The sequence below is a fragment of the Pseudomonas sp. J380 genome (genome assembly GCF_009827115.1).
Classification (GTDB): Bacteria; Pseudomonadota; Gammaproteobacteria; order Pseudomonadales; family Pseudomonadaceae; genus Aquipseudomonas; species Aquipseudomonas paracarnis.
On record NZ_CP043060.1, the window covers coordinates 2,212,084 to 2,226,218 of the forward strand.

The window sequence follows — 14,135 nt, forward strand, 5'->3', positions numbered from 1 at the left end:
CAATGCCCTACAAGCTAGGAGAACTGCCCTATGAAACGTCGCTACAGTTGGCCGTTAGGGACAATCGCCGCTCTGGTGCTGGTCCTGATTGCCGTGCACATCGCGCTGCCCTATCTGGTGCGCAACTACCTGAACGACAAACTCGCCAACATGGGTGATTACCGTGGCGAGATTGCCGATGTGGACCTGGCGCTATGGCGCGGCGCATACCGGATCAACGGCCTGCAAATCGTCAAGGTGGACGGCAAGGTCCCGGTACCGTTCGTCAAGGCGCCGCTGATCGAGTTTGCGGTGAGCTGGCATTCGCTGTGGTACGACCATGCCGTCGTGGCCGAGGGGCATTTTTTGCGCCCGCAGATCAACTTCGTCGATGGCGGGGCCAACAAACAGGCGTCCCAGACCGGTAAGGGCACCGACTGGCAGGAACAACTGCGCAAGCTGCTGCCGATTACCCTCAATGAAGTGCGCATTGAAGACGGCGAGATCGCCTTCCATAACTTCAGCTCCAAGCCCCAGGTGAATATCAACGCCACCGCGGTCAACGCCAGCTTCTATAACCTGACCAATGTAGTGGATGTCAAAGGCAAGCGTGATGCACGCTTTGAAGGCAAGGCACTGCTGCAAGGCCAGGCGCCCCTGGAAGCCAACGCCACCTTTGACCCGCTGAGCGATTTCGAAGAGTTCGAGTTCCGCTTCCGCGCCCGCGACCTGCAACTCAAACGCATGAACGACTTCGCCTCTGCCTATGGCAAGTTCGACTTCAAGGCAGGCACGGGTGATGTGGTGATCGAAGCCCAGGCTGAAAATGGCCGGCTCACCGGCTATATCAAGCCGCTGCTGCGCGATGTGGAGGTGTTCGACTGGCAACAAGACGTTGAAAACCAGGACAAGAATATCTTCCGTTCGATCTGGGAAGCCGTGGTGGGCGCCAGCGAAACCGTGCTGAAAAACCAGCGTAAAAACCAGTTCGCCACCCGTGTGGAGCTGAGCGGTAGCGTGCATCAGCAAAATATCAGTGCGTTTTCTGCGGTGATCGCGATTCTGCGCAATGGGTTCATCCAGGCGTTCAATGCTCGTTACGAACAGCCCAAGCCCAGCGCTGATTAACCCTGTGGGAGCTGGCTTGCCTGCGATGGCGGTGGGTCAGCCAACTCATCTGTCACTGATACACCGCCATCGCAGGCAAGCCAGCTCCCACACTTCCTGCATGGGCCAGGGCTGATGTGACCCGCCATTCAGAGACTGAATAACCCGTCTGCGTTCACAGTCGCCGGGGCTGAGGGGTATAGTCGGGCCATTGATGAATCCGAGGAATGACCGATGAAGTTCGAAGGCACCCAGGCCTATGTGGCTACCGATGACCTGAAACTGGCCGTCAACGCCGCCATCACCCTGGAGCGGCCGCTGCTGGTCAAGGGCGAACCGGGCACCGGCAAGACCATGCTTGCCGAGCAACTGGCCGAATCCTTCGGTGCCAGGTTGATCACCTGGCACATCAAGTCCACCACCAAGGCGCACCAGGGCCTGTACGAGTACGACGCGGTCAGCCGCCTGCGCGACTCGCAACTGGGCGTGGACAAGGTGCACGACGTGCGCAACTACCTGAAGAAGGGCAAGCTGTGGGAAGCCTTCGAGTCCGAAGAGCGGGTGATCCTGCTGATCGATGAAATCGACAAGGCCGACATCGAGTTCCCCAACGACCTGCTGCAAGAACTCGACAAGATGGAGTTCTACGTCTACGAAATCGACGAGACCATCAAGGCCAAGAAGCGCCCGATCATCATCATTACCTCCAACAACGAAAAAGAGCTGCCGGACGCGTTCCTGCGCCGCTGCTTCTTCCACTACATCGCCTTCCCCGACCGCACCACCCTGCAAAAAATCGTGGATGTGCACTACCCGGACATCAAGAAAGACCTGGTCAGCGAAGCGCTGGACGTGTTCTTCGATGTGCGCAAGGTGCCGGGCCTGAAGAAAAAACCTTCCACCTCCGAGCTGGTCGACTGGCTCAAGCTGCTGATGGCCGACAATATTGGCGAAGCGGTGCTGCGCGAGCGCGACCCGACCAAGGCCATCCCTCCCCTGGCCGGCGCCTTGGTGAAGAACGAGCAAGACGTGCAGTTGCTGGAGCGGCTGGCGTTCATGAGCCGTCGCGGTAATCGCTGATGCTGCTCAACCTGTTCAACGAAATGCGTGCCGCCAAGGTACCGGTGTCGGTGCGCGAGCTGCTCGACCTGATCAACGCGCTCAAACAGCGCGTGACCTTCGCCGACATGGACGAGTTCTACTACTTGGCCCGGGCGATCCTGGTCAAGGACGAGCGGCATTTCGACAAGTTCGACCGGGCCTTCGGCGCCTATTTCAACGGCCTGGAAAAGCTCGACGACCACCTGCAGGCGCTGATCCCCGAAGAATGGCTGCGCAAGGAATTCGAACGTTCCTTGAGCGATGAGGAACGCGCGCAGATCCAGTCCCTGGGTGGCCTCGACAAGCTGATCGAGGAGTTCAAGAAACGCCTGGAAGAACAGAAAGAACGCCACGCCGGTGGCAACAAGTGGATCGGCACCGGCGGCACCAGCCCCTTTGGTTCTGGCGGCTACAACCCCGAAGGCATTCGCGTCGGTGACGCCGGCAAGCGCCAGGGCAAGGCGGTGAAAGTCTGGGACCAGCGCGAGTACAAGAACCTCGACGACCAGGTGGAACTGGGCACGCGCAACATCAAGATCGCCTTGCGCCGCCTGCGCAAGTTTGCGCGCCAGGGCGCGGCCGAAGAGCTGGATATCGACGGCACCATTGACCACACCGCCCGCGATGCCGGCTTGCTGAATATCCAGATGCGCCCCGAACGGCGTAACACTATCAAGCTGTTGCTGCTGTTCGACATCGGCGGCTCGATGGATGCCCACGTGAAAATCTGCGAAGAGCTGTTCTCCGCGTGCAAGACCGAGTTCAAGCACCTGGAGTATTTCTACTTCCACAACTTCGTGTACGAATCGGTGTGGAAGAACAACCAGCGCCGTACTTCCGAACGCACCTCCACCCAGGACCTGCTGCACAAATACGGCGCCGACTACAAAGTGATTTTTATCGGCGATGCGGCCATGGCGCCCTATGAAATCACCCAGGCCGGTGGCAGCGTCGAGCATTGGAACGAGGAGCCCGGGTATGTGTGGATGCAGCGTTTCATGGCCAAGTACAAGAAGCTGATCTGGATTAACCCCTACCCGAAAGATACCTGGGGCTATACGGCGTCGACGGGGATTGTGCGGGAGTTGGTGGAGGACCAAATGTATCCGCTGACGCTGCGCGGGCTTGAAGAGGGCATGCGTTTTCTATCCAAGTGAACCCTGGCCTGTAGCCGATGCTAACGGCTACAGGCACGGCACTCAGCAGTGCTCGTTGTCGATCCAGGAAAACCTGAGAAAGAGCGCAGCGAACTGTTTGATCAGTTCAGAATCCTGGCGGTCTACTTTCCCGTCGTTGTTCACATCCTGATTGATCGAAACACTGGCCCCTTGACCATTCCCGTCGCTGTATACCGCCGCCGAATAGACGATGGTTTCATCTCGAGGGTCTCCCTCGCCATGGTGGAAGTGCAGCCGTACCGTATCAGGAATCCCGTTGTCATCGAAGTCGCCGGCAAACACCTTCAGGTATTTGTCAAAGGGCTCATCGAGACTGAACCACTGGAAAGCCAGAAACAGCTGGGAAAACTCCAGTGCCATCTCCCGGTCAACCTTGTCGACAATGCCGTCTTGATTGAGATCATCCGCAATAATCCAGTCAAACTGGCCATCGTCAGTAATATCAAATGCCGTTGCCCGATGCACAAGCGCGGGGGTTTGGGCGGTGTCATAAAACTCCAGATAGACCACATCCGGAATATCGTTATCGAGTACATCCTGGGCATATATCTTCAAATAGCGCATAGCAAAGCCTGATAGTGAATAAGCCAATCAAGGCTTGCATGGCTGTGCGCTGGGGCAAAGACGACAAAATTCTGCAATGTCGTAGGACTCATCTTTAAAACCCACTTACGCTGAAAACCTGCGTAAATACTCTATGTGCTGCCGATGCGCTGTTTCCTGCACCACCGGGGCCAACCGGACTTTCTCCCCCGGCAAACACTGCGCCAGCCGCGCCAAGGATAAAGGCGTCAACGCGCCCAACCGCGGATAACCACCGATCGTCTGCCGGTCATTGAGCAACACAATCGGCTGCCCATCCGGGGGCACCTGGATCGCGCCCAACGGTATCCCTTCGGAAATCAACGACGGCCCCTGATACTGCAACGGCGTGCCGAGCAAACGCACGCCCATACGGTCGGCACGGCTGTCCAGAGACCATTCGGCGTTGAAGGCATCAAACAAACTCTGCCCGCTGAACTGGCCTATCTGCGCGCCGACGATCACGTCCAGTGATGCACCGGATTGCACATCCGGGTTGGCCAGCACCTTCATTGCACCGCCCGTACCGGAATAGGCCAACCGCCCGCCTTGGGCCAGTGCCTTGCCGCAACCGTCCACCCCGCCCAACGCTTCGCGCACGACCGTGGCACAACTGCCCAGTACCGCCTGCGCATCAAAGCCACCGGGCGCGGCCAGATAAGCGCGTGCCCCATTGCACGGCTGAGTGAAGCGCAGTCGCTGGCCCTTTTGCAGGATAAAACTGCGACCGGGGCTTATCGCCCGCTCATCGACATAGGCGCCCAGGTCCGCACCGGCCAAGGCCAGCAGGCAATAATCCTCAGCCTGTACGGTAAAGCCCCCCAGGGTAATTTCCACCACCGGGGCATCCAGGGCATTGCCCAAAAGCCAGTTGGCCCAGGACATCGACACCCAATCCAGCGCGCCGCCCTGGGTCACGCCCAGGTGGCGTACACCAAAACGACCGGCGTCCTGCAACAGGCACAGTGGCGTGCTGGCCTCGATGATCAAGCGGCTCATGCTTGCGCCTCCAGCGGCGTGTCGTCGCCACCCAAGTGGATGAATTCGGCGTGGCTGACCGAGGCGAAGCGCACCGTGTCGCCGGGTTGCATCAGGCTGTAGCCGTCGCGCTCCCGGTCGAACAGTTTGGCCGGGGTGCGGCCGATCAGGTTCCAGCCGCCCGGGGACACCACCGGGTACGCAGCGGTTTGCCGTTCGGCGATACCGACACTGCCAGCGGCCACGCGTTTGCGCGGCGTGTTGAGGCGTGGGGTGGCGAGCACTTCGTCCACCAGCCCCATAAAGGCAAACCCAGGGGCAAAGCCCAGGGCGAATACCTGGTACTCGTGGGCGCTGTGGCGGCGGATCACCTCCTCCACGGCCAGCCCGCTGCGCTGGGACAGCAAGGTCAGTTCCGGGCCGACACTCAGGTCGTACCACACTGGCAACACATGGCATTGGCCGCTGCCCTGGGCCTGGGGTTGCAGGTCGGTAAGGGCCTGGTCAATCAGCGCCCGGGCCTGGGCCGGGGTTAGCGCAGTGAGATCGTAATGCACCATCAAGGTGGTGTAGGACGGCACCAGGTCCACCAATGCCAAGCCAAAGCCATTGCGCAAGCGCTCGGTAGCCGCGAGCATCCACGGCATGTTGGGCTCGGCGATCACGTCAAACAGGCGCACCATCAGGCAGTCGATCGCCACCACTTCGATGCGTGGGTTCATGCTGTTTTCAACGCTTCGCGGATACGCTGCACGGCAGCCACCGAGCTGGCGTTGTCGCCATGCACACACAGGGTATTGGCCTGGAGTACCAATGAGCTGCCGTCGCTGGCAATCAGCGATTCGCCACGGGAAAGGGTCAAGGCCTGCTGCACAATGGTTTCGCTGTCGTGGTGCACCGCGCCGGGCAACTGGCGGGAAACCAGATGGCCGTTGCTGTCATAGGCACGGTCGGCAAAGGCTTCGAACCACAGCGTCACCCCGTATTCATCACCCAACGCTTGGGCCGCGCGGTTATCCCGGGTGGCCAGCAGCATCAGCGGCAGGTCGCCGTAGGCGGCCACGGCCTGGATCACCGCACGCAACTGCGCGGGGTTGGCCATCATGTCGTTGTACATCGCACCATGGGGTTTCACATAGCTGACGCGCCCGCCCTGAGCGCGGCAGATGCCATCCAGCGCGCCGATCTGGTAGTGCAACAGGTCCTGGATTTCCTGCGGCGTGTAATTCATGGAGCGCCGGCCGAAGCCTTGCAGGTCCTGGTAGGCCGGGTGGGCGCCCACTTGTACGCCGTGCTTGAACGCCAGGCTGACGGTCTTGCGCATGATGCTCGGGTCGCCGGCATGGAAGCCGCAGGCCACGTTGGCGCAATCAATGAACGGCATGACTTCGGCGTCCAGACCCATGGTCCAGTTGCCAAAGCTTTCGCCGATGTCGCAGTTCAGTAGCAGGCGGCTCACGGTGGTCGCTCCTGTAGGTTTTGTTTTTTTGTAGTGTGGGATTTATTACACAGAACTCGCAACTTGTCCTGGCACCCCAACGACGCTTATCGTGGAACGGCTCGATTTTTGGCGCTTGCCCGGTGCGACGTCCAACTAATAAAAACCGATTCATGCATAAGAAAAAGTTGATCCCATGAATTTGAAGTTCCTCGAAACCTTCGTCTGGGTGGCCAGGCTCAAGAGCTTCCGGCTCACGGCCGAGAAGCTGTTCACCACCCAGGCCTCGATTTCCAGCCGCATTGCGGTGCTGGAAAGCGAGTTGGGGGTGAAGCTGTTCCTGCGTGATTCGCGTGGCGTGAGCTTGACGCCGGAAGGCTTGAAAGTGCTCGACTATGCAGAGCAGATGATGGTGACCATGCAGGGCTTGAAGCAGTCCCTGGAGACCACCAGCAGCAAGGTCGGGCGCATTCGGATCGGCGCGATGGACACGGTGATCCACACCTGGCTGAGCCCGCTGGTCGCTGAACTGATGAAGCTGTACCCGCTGGTAGAGATCGAGTTGATCGCCGATACCGCGCTGAACCTCAGCGATCAGTTGCAAAAAGGCTTCCTTGACCTGATCCTGCAAACCGACCTGCTGCGCCTGGAAACCGTGCGCAGCCTGGAACTGGCCAGCCACCCCATGGCCTGGATCGTGGCCAGCCAGTCGATCTACAACCGCGACTACGCCTCCCTCGCCGAACTGGCCCAGGAGCGCATCATCACCTACTCGAAAAACTCTCACCCGCATCAGGACGTGTTGAGTTTGATGCAGGCCAATGGCGTGGCCGCACCGCGCATGAACTGCGTGAACTCGGTGTCAGCGATTACCCGGTTGCTGCGCGATGGCTTCGGTATCGGCGCACTGCCGCCGGTGCTGGTGAGCGAAGAGCTGGAGCGAGGGGAATTGGTGATGCTGCCAATGGCCCAGCGCCTGCCGAACTTGCAGGTGGTGGTGTCGTGGCGCGTAGGAGTGGAGTTGGTGGAGGAAATTGTGGGGTTGTGCCAGAAAGTCGTCGCCCGCTATGCCGAGCAAGTCGGTGCAGAACGCATGCAACTGCATAAACCCGATTAATCGTTCCCATGCTCTGCGTGGGAACGCAGCCTAGGGCGCTCTGCGCCTCCAAGCGCGACGCGGAACGTCAGAAAAAGCATTCCCACGCGGAGCGTGGGAACGATCAGTGGGTCGTTAGAGGCCCTTGAGGTCCCGCTCTTCGATGGGCCGGCTCTGGCGCAGGCGTCGGCCGCCTAACACCACCCAGTCGATCAAGCGGTACAGGCACTCGATGCCGAACGACAACAGCATCGCCCCGCCCAGGCCCCAGCCCATGGCTTCAGGCGTCAGCAGAATCTGGTAGCTGTAGCCATTCCAGGTCTCCGAACGGATATCCGGGTCGGCAGCCACCGCCACTTGCAGGGCACGGATGTACCACGGGCCCTGCATGGCCTGGTATTGCTTGTCCAACTCGAGCTGACGATCGAGCATAGCGCCCAGGCTGCTGGCGTCGCTCTGGAATACCGGGTCATCGCTGGCGCGGTAATGCGCCACCAAGGCTTGCATATCGCCGTTGAAGAACTGCTGCGCCGTGGACTCGAAACCGCGCAAGCCGGTCTGGGCCTCGATCAGGTGGGCTTCGACGCGCTTGGCGTAGTCATTGATAAACCCCGGCACCTGCACGCCGACCAACAAGCCAACGGCAAACAGCACCAACCGCAGATAGCTCAGCAACATGCTCGATTCCTTACTCGGTAACGCCCTGGCTGACACATTCACCGCGTCGCCACAGGCTCCATTGGCCCGGTTCGTAGCGGGTCCAGTTTTCGTTGTCGGTCAACGGCTCGGTGGCGATCACCGTTACCACATCATTGGGGGTGGTTTCGGCCTGAAAATCGACGATCACGTCGACATCTTTCAAGCGCGCCGGGCCAAAAGGCGCACGCCGGGTGATCTGTGCCAGCTTGGTCGAGCAATAGCAGAACAGCCAGTCGCCGTCGCTGAGCAGGCAGTTGAATACGCCCTTGCTGCGGTATTCGGCGCAGGCGGCGATCAGGTCGGGCAGCACCTGTTCGATGTCCACCGGCTCGGGGAAGGCTTCGCGCACACGGTTGAGCAAGTCGCAGAACGCCGCTTCGCTGTCGGTATCGCCCACCGGGCGGTAAAAGGTGGCGCGGGGATTGAAGTCCGCCAGTTGGCCGTTGTGGGCAAAACACCAGTTACGCCCCCACAGCTCGCGCACAAACGGATGGGTATTGGCCAGGCTGACCTTGCCCACATTGGCCTGGCGGATATGGCCGATCACCACTTCGCTCTTGATGGGATAACGCTGAACCAGCAATGCGACTTCCGACTCGCTACTGGCAGCCGGGTCCTGGAACAGGCGCAGGCCACGGCCTTCATAGAAGGCAATGCCCCAGCCGTCGCGGTGCGGGCCAGTGCGCCCACCGCGCTGCATCAGCCCGGTAAAGCTGAACACGATATCGGTGGGGACGTTGGCACTCATGCCCAATAATTCACACATGCCAGGGCTCTCGCTGCAGGGCAGACAACGTTAAAGGCGCGGTTCGACCCGCATACCACCGGCAGGCGCCGGACGACGGAGCGGTTCGTCGTCTTCCGGCTCGGCGGCCAAGGCCGCATCCGCAGCCGCCTTGCGCTCACGGCGAGCATTGGCGGCGCGCTCGATGGGCCAGCGGATCAGCACAAACACGATGTACAGGGCAAACGCGATCATCGTGTACATGAACAGGTCGGAAATGGCGCGCCAGGCGTTGTTGCCGACCTTGAGCACCAGGTCCAGGGCGGTAATGGCCACGGCCGGCGCAAACTGGGTCTTGACCGGGTCGACAATGGTCGGGCTGAGCAGCAACACCGCCATCAGCAATTGCAGGGGCTCGCGCAGCCAGCGCCAGATCCAGCGGGTCATGCGCCACCACACCAACAGGCAGCCCAAAGCGGCGAAGGCGTAAAGGCCCCAAGCGGTCAGATAGTCGTTCTCGGTCATGGTGTCCATGGCAAGGTTGGCAAACAGGCGGCTATGATAACGGCTTTTGCGTGTCGCGGCTGCAATGCCTGCCACCGTCTGCCAGATAGGAAATTATCCATGCCTATTTCCACCGCACCGATTGCCCGCAAGGCCCCAGGCCCAGACCCGTACGCCTGGCTGCAAGAACGCGACAACCCTGAGGTGCTCGACTACCTCAAGGCCGAAAACGCCTGGCAGGAAGCCCAACTGGCCGATCAGCAAGCGTTGCGCGAGACCCTGTTCGAAGAGATCAAGGGCCGCATTCTGGAAACCGACCTGTCCCTGCCCTCCCCTTGGGGCCCGTATCTGTATTACACCCGCACCACCGCCGGCGACGAATACGCCCGCCACTACCGCTGCCGCCGCCCGGCCGATGACAGCAACCAGGTGGACACCAGCAGCGAAGAGCTGTTGCTGGACCCGAACGTGCTGGCCAATGGCGGATTTTTCTCCCTGGGCGCGTTCAGCATCAGCCCCGATCACCAACGCTTGGCCTACAGCCTCGATACCAGCGGCGAAGAGATCTACACCCTGTTCGTGAAGGAATTGGCGACCGACAAGGTCAGCGAACTGGCGTTCGACAACTGCGATGGCAGCATGACCTGGGCCAATGACAGCCTGACCCTGTTTTTCGGTGAGCTGGACGACACCCATCGCCCGCACAAACTGTATCGCTATCGCCTGGACAGCACCGCCGCGCAGGAAGTCTTCCACGAGCCCGACGGCCGTTTCTTCCTGCATTGCTACCGCTCAAGCTCCGAACGCCAACTGTTGCTGGCCCTGGGCAGCAAGACCACCAGCGAAGTCTGGGCGCTGGACGCCGAGCAACCGCACCTGGCCTTCACCTGCCTGGCGCCACGGGTCGAAGGCCACGAATACGACGTCGATCACGGCAAGCGCAATGGCCAGTGGACCTGGTTTATCCGCAGCAACCGCGACGGCATCAACCATGCGCTGTACGTGGCCGCCGACACTGGCACGCCGCCCACCGAAGCCGACTGGCAGAACCTGATCCCCCACAGCGACGAGGTCATGCTTGACGGCGTGAGCCTGAACGCCAACGCCATGACCTTGAGCCTGCGCATCGGTGGCCTGCCGGTCATCGAAGTGCACCCGGAGGATGTGCCGGCCTATCGGGTGCAATTGCCTGACGCCGCCTACAGCCTCTACGTGCAGAACAGCCTGGAGTTTCCCAGCGACAAGATCCGCCTGCGCTATGAGGCCTTGAATCGCCCGGCCCAAGTGCGCCAGCTCGAGCTGGCGACAGGCGCGCAGGTCGTGCTCAAGGAAACCCCGGTGCTGGGCGTCTTCAACGCCGACGATTACGTCAGCCAACGCCTGTGGGCCACTTCCGCCGACGGCACTCAGGTACCCATCAGCCTGGTGGTCAAGCGTGACCAGCTCGGCAAGCCGACGCCGCTGTACCTGTATGGCTACGGTGCCTACGGCTCAAGCCTGGACCCGTGGTTCTCCCATGCGCGCCTGAGCTTGCTCGACCGTGGCGTGGCGTTTGCCATCGCCCATGTGCGCGGCGGCGGTGAGCTGGGGGAAGCCTGGTATCGCAACGGCAAGCAGGAACACAAGCAGAACACCTTCAGCGACTTTATCGCCTGCGCCGAACATTTGATTGCCGAGGGCCTGACCACCTCCCAGCAACTGGCGATCAGTGGCGGCAGTGCCGGCGGCCTGTTGATCGGCGCGGTGCTCAACCAGCGTCCGGAATTGTTCCAGGCGGCGATTGCCGAAGTGCCGTTCGTCGATGTGCTCAATACCATGCTCGACCCGGAACTGCCGCTGACCATCACCGAGTACGACGAGTGGGGCAACCCCGAGGACCCCGAGGTGTATGCGCGCATCAAGGCTTACGCGCCGTACGAGAACGTCCGCGCCCAGGCTTACCCGGCCACGTTGGTGATCGCCGGCTATAACGACAGCCGCGTGCAGTACTGGGAAGCCGCCAAGTGGGTGGCCAAGCTGCGGGATATCAAGACGGACGACAACCTGCTGCTGCTCAAGACCGAGCTGGGTGCCGGCCATGGCGGCATGAGCGGGCGCTATCAGGGCTTACGTGACGTCGCCCTCGAATATGCCTTTGTGTTCAAGGCCCTCGGTCTGGTCTAACCGCCCGGCGTTTTCGGCTTGCTGTCGTTCTGCTGCAGGCCGGGGACCGTCTGGTCCTTGGGCGGCGCCGGCAGCACGATGGGCGCCAGCGGCGGCGAGCCATTCTGGGTCTTGGGCGCAACGGGCGGTGTGACTTGCGGGTACAACGTGGGTGTTGGCGTGCCCGGCGCGCCTGGGGTTGGCGTGGGCGCGACCGGTACGGTTTGTAACTCCTGAGCCTGCGCGGTACCCAATGCGAGCGCGCTCAACACAATGACCGTTAGAATGCTGCACTTCATCGATGGCTCCATGGCCTGACCGGAATGCCCTAAGGCTACTCCCAACCGCGCAAGAATGCCCTTCCCAATGAGATTTCCATGAAACGTTTTGTTCTGCTGGACACCACCCCAATCCCCGACAACGGCGGTGCCTTGTGCCTGTTCGAATACGGCGAGGACTTCGTCATCAAGATCCAGGGCGGTGACGGTGGCCAGTTGATGAACACGCGCATGCATGGCTCCGAAGATGCCCTGGCGGAGATTCCCTGCCGCAAAGTGGCCGGGCGCCCGGGTTCACGTGTGCTGATCGGCGGCCTGGGCATGGGCTTTACCTTGGCCGCGGCGCTCAAGCATTTGGGCAAGAGCGCCGAAGTGGTGGTGGCCGAACTGGTGCCCGGCGTCGTGGAATGGAACCGTGGGCCGCTGGGGGAGAAATCCGGACGCCCGCTGCTGGACCCGCGCACCGTGGTCCGCCTGGAAGACGTGGCCAAGGTACTGCAGGCCGAGCCCCAAGGCTTTGATGCGATCATGCTCGACGTCGACAACGGCCCCGAGGGGCTCACGCAAAAAGCTAACAGTTGGCTGTACTCGGCCAGTGGCCTGGCCGCGTGCGCCAAGGCCCTGCGGCCCAAGGGTGTGCTGGCGGTGTGGTCGGCCAGCGCCGACAAGCTGTTCAGTGACAAACTGCGCAAGGCCGGTTTCAAGGCCGAGGAAGTGCAAGTGTTTGCCCATGGCAACAAGGGCACGCGGCATACCATCTGGATTGCAGAGAAGCTCAAGGGCTGATCACGGTTGATTCAATAGCGCCAATCCCCTGTGGGAGCGGCTAGAATCAACCTTGTCCGTGAACCACCCAATAATAGCCAGGAGCCATGATGAGCTCGAATAACCCACCCTCCCACACCGCCAAGCTGGACCGCATCCTCGCCGATGCCCAGAGCGACCGCGAAATGGGCTACCGCGATAAAGCCTTGAAGATGTACCCCCACGTGTGTGGCCGCTGCGCCCGTGAGTTTTCCGGCAAGCGCTTGAGTGAACTGACCGTCCACCACCGCAACCACAACCATGATGACAACCCCCAGGACGGCTCCAACTGGGAGTTGCTGTGCCTGTACTGCCACGACAACGAACACTCGCGCTACACCGACCAGCAATACTTCGGCGAAGGCTCCACCAGCAGCCCGAGCATTGCCAAGGCAACGCACAACCCGTTTGCGGCGTTGGCGGGGTTGATGAAGAAGGAAGACTAACGTTCTTCTTTGCCTGTTCCGGCCTCATCGCAGGCAAGCCAGCTTCCACAGTAGGAATGCATTTCCCCGTGGGAGCCGGGCTTGCCCGCGATGCGATCGCCCAAGCACTGCATCCCCCCAGGCCGTATAATCGCCGTTTTTCTCAAGGCACCCTTCCCCGTGGGCAATAAACGCTACAGCTGCATCGGTCTGTATAACCCCAAATCCCCCGAAAACGTCGGCTCGGTGATGCGTGCCGCCGGCTGCTACGGCGTGGCCTCGGTGTTCTACACCGGCGTGCGTTACGAGCGCGCCCGGGATTTCATCACCGACACCAAGAAGGTGCACCACGATATCCCGCTGATCGGCATCGACGACCTGAAAAAGATCCTGCCCCTGGGCTGCATTCCGGTGGCCGTGGAACTGGTCGAAGGCGCCCGTCCGCTGCCTGAATACACCCACCCCGACCGGGCCCTGTATATCTTCGGCCCCGAAGACGGCTCCCTGGACAAAGAGATCCGCGACTGGTGCGAGGACGTGGTGTACATCCCCACCACCGGCTGCATGAACCTGGCGGCCACGGTCAACGTGGTGCTCTATGACCGCCTGGCCAAGGGCAATAACACCCGTTCGGGCCCCAAGTACTGACATTGCGGGAACATCCGGCACATGCGCGCAGTCAGCTAATAACACTTGCCCTTGTTGGAGACTGATCATGAGCGACAGCAAAACCTTGCGACCTATCATCGAAGCCACCCCCTTGAAGCCTCAACCCACCCAGAACGTGCATGGCTGGGAGCGCATCGGCTCGGTGGCCGGCGGGGTAATGATGGTGGGTAAAGGCTTGCGCCGCGGCGGGATTTTCGGCTTGATCCAGGTGGCGATTGGTGGCGTGGCACTGGCCCGTGGCTTTACCGGGCACAGTTCGCTCAAGGACAAACTGGAACAGGGCCGCCAGGAAATGAACAGCGTGCGCACCAAGATCGAACGGGCCGGTGAAGAGTTGAAGAACCTGAAGACCAAGGCCGAAGTGGCGGCTGAAAAGGCGGTGAAACCTAAAGCCTGACCTGAGACTTGGACATGCTGGAGATTCAAATGTG

The 14,135-nt window shown here is 61.0% G+C and carries 17 protein-coding genes; 9 read left to right on the forward strand and 8 right to left on the reverse strand.

Annotation, left to right across the window (positions count from 1 at the left end; all coding sequences use genetic code 11):
* Positions 1-30 precede the first annotated feature (30 nt).
* From FXO12_RS09825 to FXO12_RS09835, 3 genes are all read left to right on the forward strand, one after another.
* Positions 31-1,107: a DUF748 domain-containing protein gene (locus FXO12_RS09825; RefSeq protein WP_060773066.1), complete on the forward strand. Its 1,077-nt coding sequence runs from the start codon at positions 31-33 to the stop codon at positions 1,105-1,107.
* Positions 1,108-1,320: 213 nt separating this feature from the next.
* A complete protein-coding gene (locus tag FXO12_RS09830; protein ID WP_003189627.1) occupies positions 1,321-2,166 on the forward strand; it encodes a MoxR family ATPase in 846 nt (281 codons plus the stop codon).
* Positions 2,166-3,344: a VWA domain-containing protein gene (locus tag FXO12_RS09835; RefSeq protein ID WP_003189625.1), complete on the forward strand. Its 1,179-nt coding sequence runs from the start codon at positions 2,166-2,168 to the stop codon at positions 3,342-3,344. The genes FXO12_RS09830 and FXO12_RS09835 overlap by 1 nt, the downstream gene beginning before the upstream one ends.
* 42 nt (positions 3,345-3,386) lie before the next feature.
* Here FXO12_RS09835 and FXO12_RS09840 read toward each other — a convergent pair whose 3' ends face one another.
* The 4 genes from FXO12_RS09840 to FXO12_RS09855 all read right to left on the reverse strand — a co-directional run bounded on the left by FXO12_RS09840 (position 3,387) and on the right by FXO12_RS09855 (position 6,384).
* The gene (locus FXO12_RS09840) at positions 3,387-3,929 is read right to left on the reverse strand and encodes a hypothetical protein (protein ID WP_054919976.1); all 543 of its coding nucleotides are present in this window, start codon (positions 3,927-3,929) and stop codon (positions 3,387-3,389) included.
* A 105-nt stretch (positions 3,930-4,034) separates the two neighbouring features.
* Complete coding sequence (locus FXO12_RS09845; protein WP_057975688.1) at positions 4,035-4,946, reverse strand: biotin-dependent carboxyltransferase family protein; 912 nt, start codon at positions 4,944-4,946, stop codon at positions 4,035-4,037.
* Positions 4,943-5,647, reverse strand: coding sequence for an allophanate hydrolase subunit 1 (locus tag FXO12_RS09850; protein WP_057975687.1), 705 nt, complete (start codon positions 5,645-5,647; stop codon positions 4,943-4,945). Before FXO12_RS09850 ends, FXO12_RS09845 begins: the two co-directional genes overlap by 4 nt.
* Positions 5,644-6,384, reverse strand: a complete 741-nt coding sequence (locus FXO12_RS09855; RefSeq protein ID WP_057975686.1) for a 5-oxoprolinase subunit PxpA — start codon at positions 6,382-6,384, stop codon at positions 5,644-5,646. The genes FXO12_RS09850 and FXO12_RS09855 overlap by 4 nt, the downstream gene beginning before the upstream one ends.
* A gap of 175 nt (positions 6,385-6,559) precedes the next feature.
* On the opposite strand from FXO12_RS09855, the gene FXO12_RS09860 reads away from it, so the two are divergent.
* Positions 6,560-7,480 (forward strand): LysR family transcriptional regulator, encoded by a 921-nt coding sequence (locus FXO12_RS09860; protein WP_057975685.1) that lies wholly within the window; start codon positions 6,560-6,562, stop codon positions 7,478-7,480.
* A 114-nt stretch (positions 7,481-7,594) separates the two neighbouring features.
* Here FXO12_RS09860 and FXO12_RS09865 read toward each other — a convergent pair whose 3' ends face one another.
* Genes FXO12_RS09865 through FXO12_RS09875 form a run of 3 tightly spaced genes read right to left on the reverse strand, consistent with a single transcriptional unit; the run spans position 7,595 to position 9,482 of the window.
* A complete protein-coding gene (locus FXO12_RS09865) occupies positions 7,595-8,137 on the reverse strand; it encodes a DUF2937 family protein (protein ID WP_034126628.1) in 543 nt (180 codons plus the stop codon).
* 10 nt (positions 8,138-8,147) lie between these two features.
* Positions 8,148-8,924 carry a class II glutamine amidotransferase gene (locus FXO12_RS09870; RefSeq protein WP_003189615.1) on the reverse strand — a complete coding sequence of 259 codons (777 nt, stop codon included), beginning with the start codon at positions 8,922-8,924 and terminating at the stop codon, positions 8,148-8,150.
* Positions 8,925-8,954: 30 nt separating this feature from the next.
* Positions 8,955-9,482 (reverse strand): hypothetical protein, encoded by a 528-nt coding sequence (locus FXO12_RS09875; RefSeq protein WP_057975683.1) that lies wholly within the window; start codon positions 9,480-9,482, stop codon positions 8,955-8,957.
* A 24-nt stretch (positions 9,483-9,506) separates the two neighbouring features.
* Between FXO12_RS09875 and FXO12_RS09880 the strand changes: the two genes are divergently transcribed.
* Complete coding sequence (locus tag FXO12_RS09880) at positions 9,507-11,549, forward strand: S9 family peptidase (protein ID WP_160049610.1); 2,043 nt, start codon at positions 9,507-9,509, stop codon at positions 11,547-11,549.
* On the opposite strand, the gene FXO12_RS09885 is transcribed toward FXO12_RS09880, so the two are convergent.
* Positions 11,546-11,827 (reverse strand): hypothetical protein, encoded by a 282-nt coding sequence (locus FXO12_RS09885; RefSeq protein WP_034126625.1) that lies wholly within the window; start codon positions 11,825-11,827, stop codon positions 11,546-11,548. The two genes, FXO12_RS09880 and FXO12_RS09885, sit on opposite strands and share 4 nt — an antisense overlap.
* A 78-nt stretch (positions 11,828-11,905) precedes the next feature.
* Between FXO12_RS09885 and FXO12_RS09890 the strand changes: the two genes are divergently transcribed.
* The 4 genes from FXO12_RS09890 (at position 11,906) to FXO12_RS09905 (ending at position 14,101) form a co-directional block, all read left to right on the forward strand.
* Complete coding sequence (locus FXO12_RS09890) at positions 11,906-12,592, forward strand: spermidine synthase (RefSeq protein WP_034126624.1); 687 nt, start codon at positions 11,906-11,908, stop codon at positions 12,590-12,592.
* Between the two features lie 89 nt (positions 12,593-12,681).
* Positions 12,682-13,056, forward strand: a complete 375-nt coding sequence (locus FXO12_RS09895) for a YajD family HNH nuclease (protein ID WP_160049611.1) — start codon at positions 12,682-12,684, stop codon at positions 13,054-13,056.
* A 159-nt stretch (positions 13,057-13,215) separates the two neighbouring features.
* On the forward strand, positions 13,216-13,683 hold the full coding sequence (locus tag FXO12_RS09900) for an RNA methyltransferase (protein WP_003189607.1): 468 nt from the start codon (positions 13,216-13,218) through the stop codon (positions 13,681-13,683).
* A gap of 67 nt (positions 13,684-13,750) precedes the next feature.
* A complete protein-coding gene (locus tag FXO12_RS09905) occupies positions 13,751-14,101 on the forward strand; it encodes a DUF2892 domain-containing protein (protein WP_019818260.1) in 351 nt (116 codons plus the stop codon).
* The last annotated feature ends 34 nt before the right edge of the window (positions 14,102-14,135 follow it).

Bases quoted from the DNA above. Each gene is read 5' to 3' on its own strand.
- FXO12_RS09845 (WP_057975688.1), bottom strand. From the start codon at position 4,946: ATGAGCCGCTTGATCATCGAGGCCAGCACGCCACTGTGCCTGTTGCAG.
- FXO12_RS09890 (WP_034126624.1), top strand. From the start codon at position 11,906: ATGAAACGTTTTGTTCTGCTGGACACCACCCCAATCCCCGACAACGGC.
- FXO12_RS09865 (WP_034126628.1), bottom strand. From the start codon at position 8,137: ATGTTGCTGAGCTATCTGCGGTTGGTGCTGTTTGCCGTTGGCTTGTTG.
- FXO12_RS09870 (WP_003189615.1), bottom strand. From the start codon at position 8,924: ATGTGTGAATTATTGGGCATGAGTGCCAACGTCCCCACCGATATCGTG.
- FXO12_RS09905 (WP_019818260.1), top strand. From the start codon at position 13,751: ATGAGCGACAGCAAAACCTTGCGACCTATCATCGAAGCCACCCCCTTG.
- FXO12_RS09880 (WP_160049610.1), top strand. From the start codon at position 9,507: ATGCCTATTTCCACCGCACCGATTGCCCGCAAGGCCCCAGGCCCAGAC.
- FXO12_RS09850 (WP_057975687.1), bottom strand. From the start codon at position 5,647: ATGAACCCACGCATCGAAGTGGTGGCGATCGACTGCCTGATGGTGCGC.
- FXO12_RS09840 (WP_054919976.1), bottom strand. From the start codon at position 3,929: ATGCGCTATTTGAAGATATATGCCCAGGATGTACTCGATAACGATATT.
- FXO12_RS09830 (WP_003189627.1), top strand. From the start codon at position 1,321: ATGAAGTTCGAAGGCACCCAGGCCTATGTGGCTACCGATGACCTGAAA.
- FXO12_RS09895 (WP_160049611.1), top strand. From the start codon at position 12,682: ATGAGCTCGAATAACCCACCCTCCCACACCGCCAAGCTGGACCGCATC.
- FXO12_RS09860 (WP_057975685.1), top strand. From the start codon at position 6,560: ATGAATTTGAAGTTCCTCGAAACCTTCGTCTGGGTGGCCAGGCTCAAG.
- FXO12_RS09885 (WP_034126625.1), bottom strand. From the start codon at position 11,827: ATGAAGTGCAGCATTCTAACGGTCATTGTGTTGAGCGCGCTCGCATTG.
- FXO12_RS09835 (WP_003189625.1), top strand. From the start codon at position 2,166: ATGCTGCTCAACCTGTTCAACGAAATGCGTGCCGCCAAGGTACCGGTG.
- FXO12_RS09825 (WP_060773066.1), top strand. From the start codon at position 31: ATGAAACGTCGCTACAGTTGGCCGTTAGGGACAATCGCCGCTCTGGTG.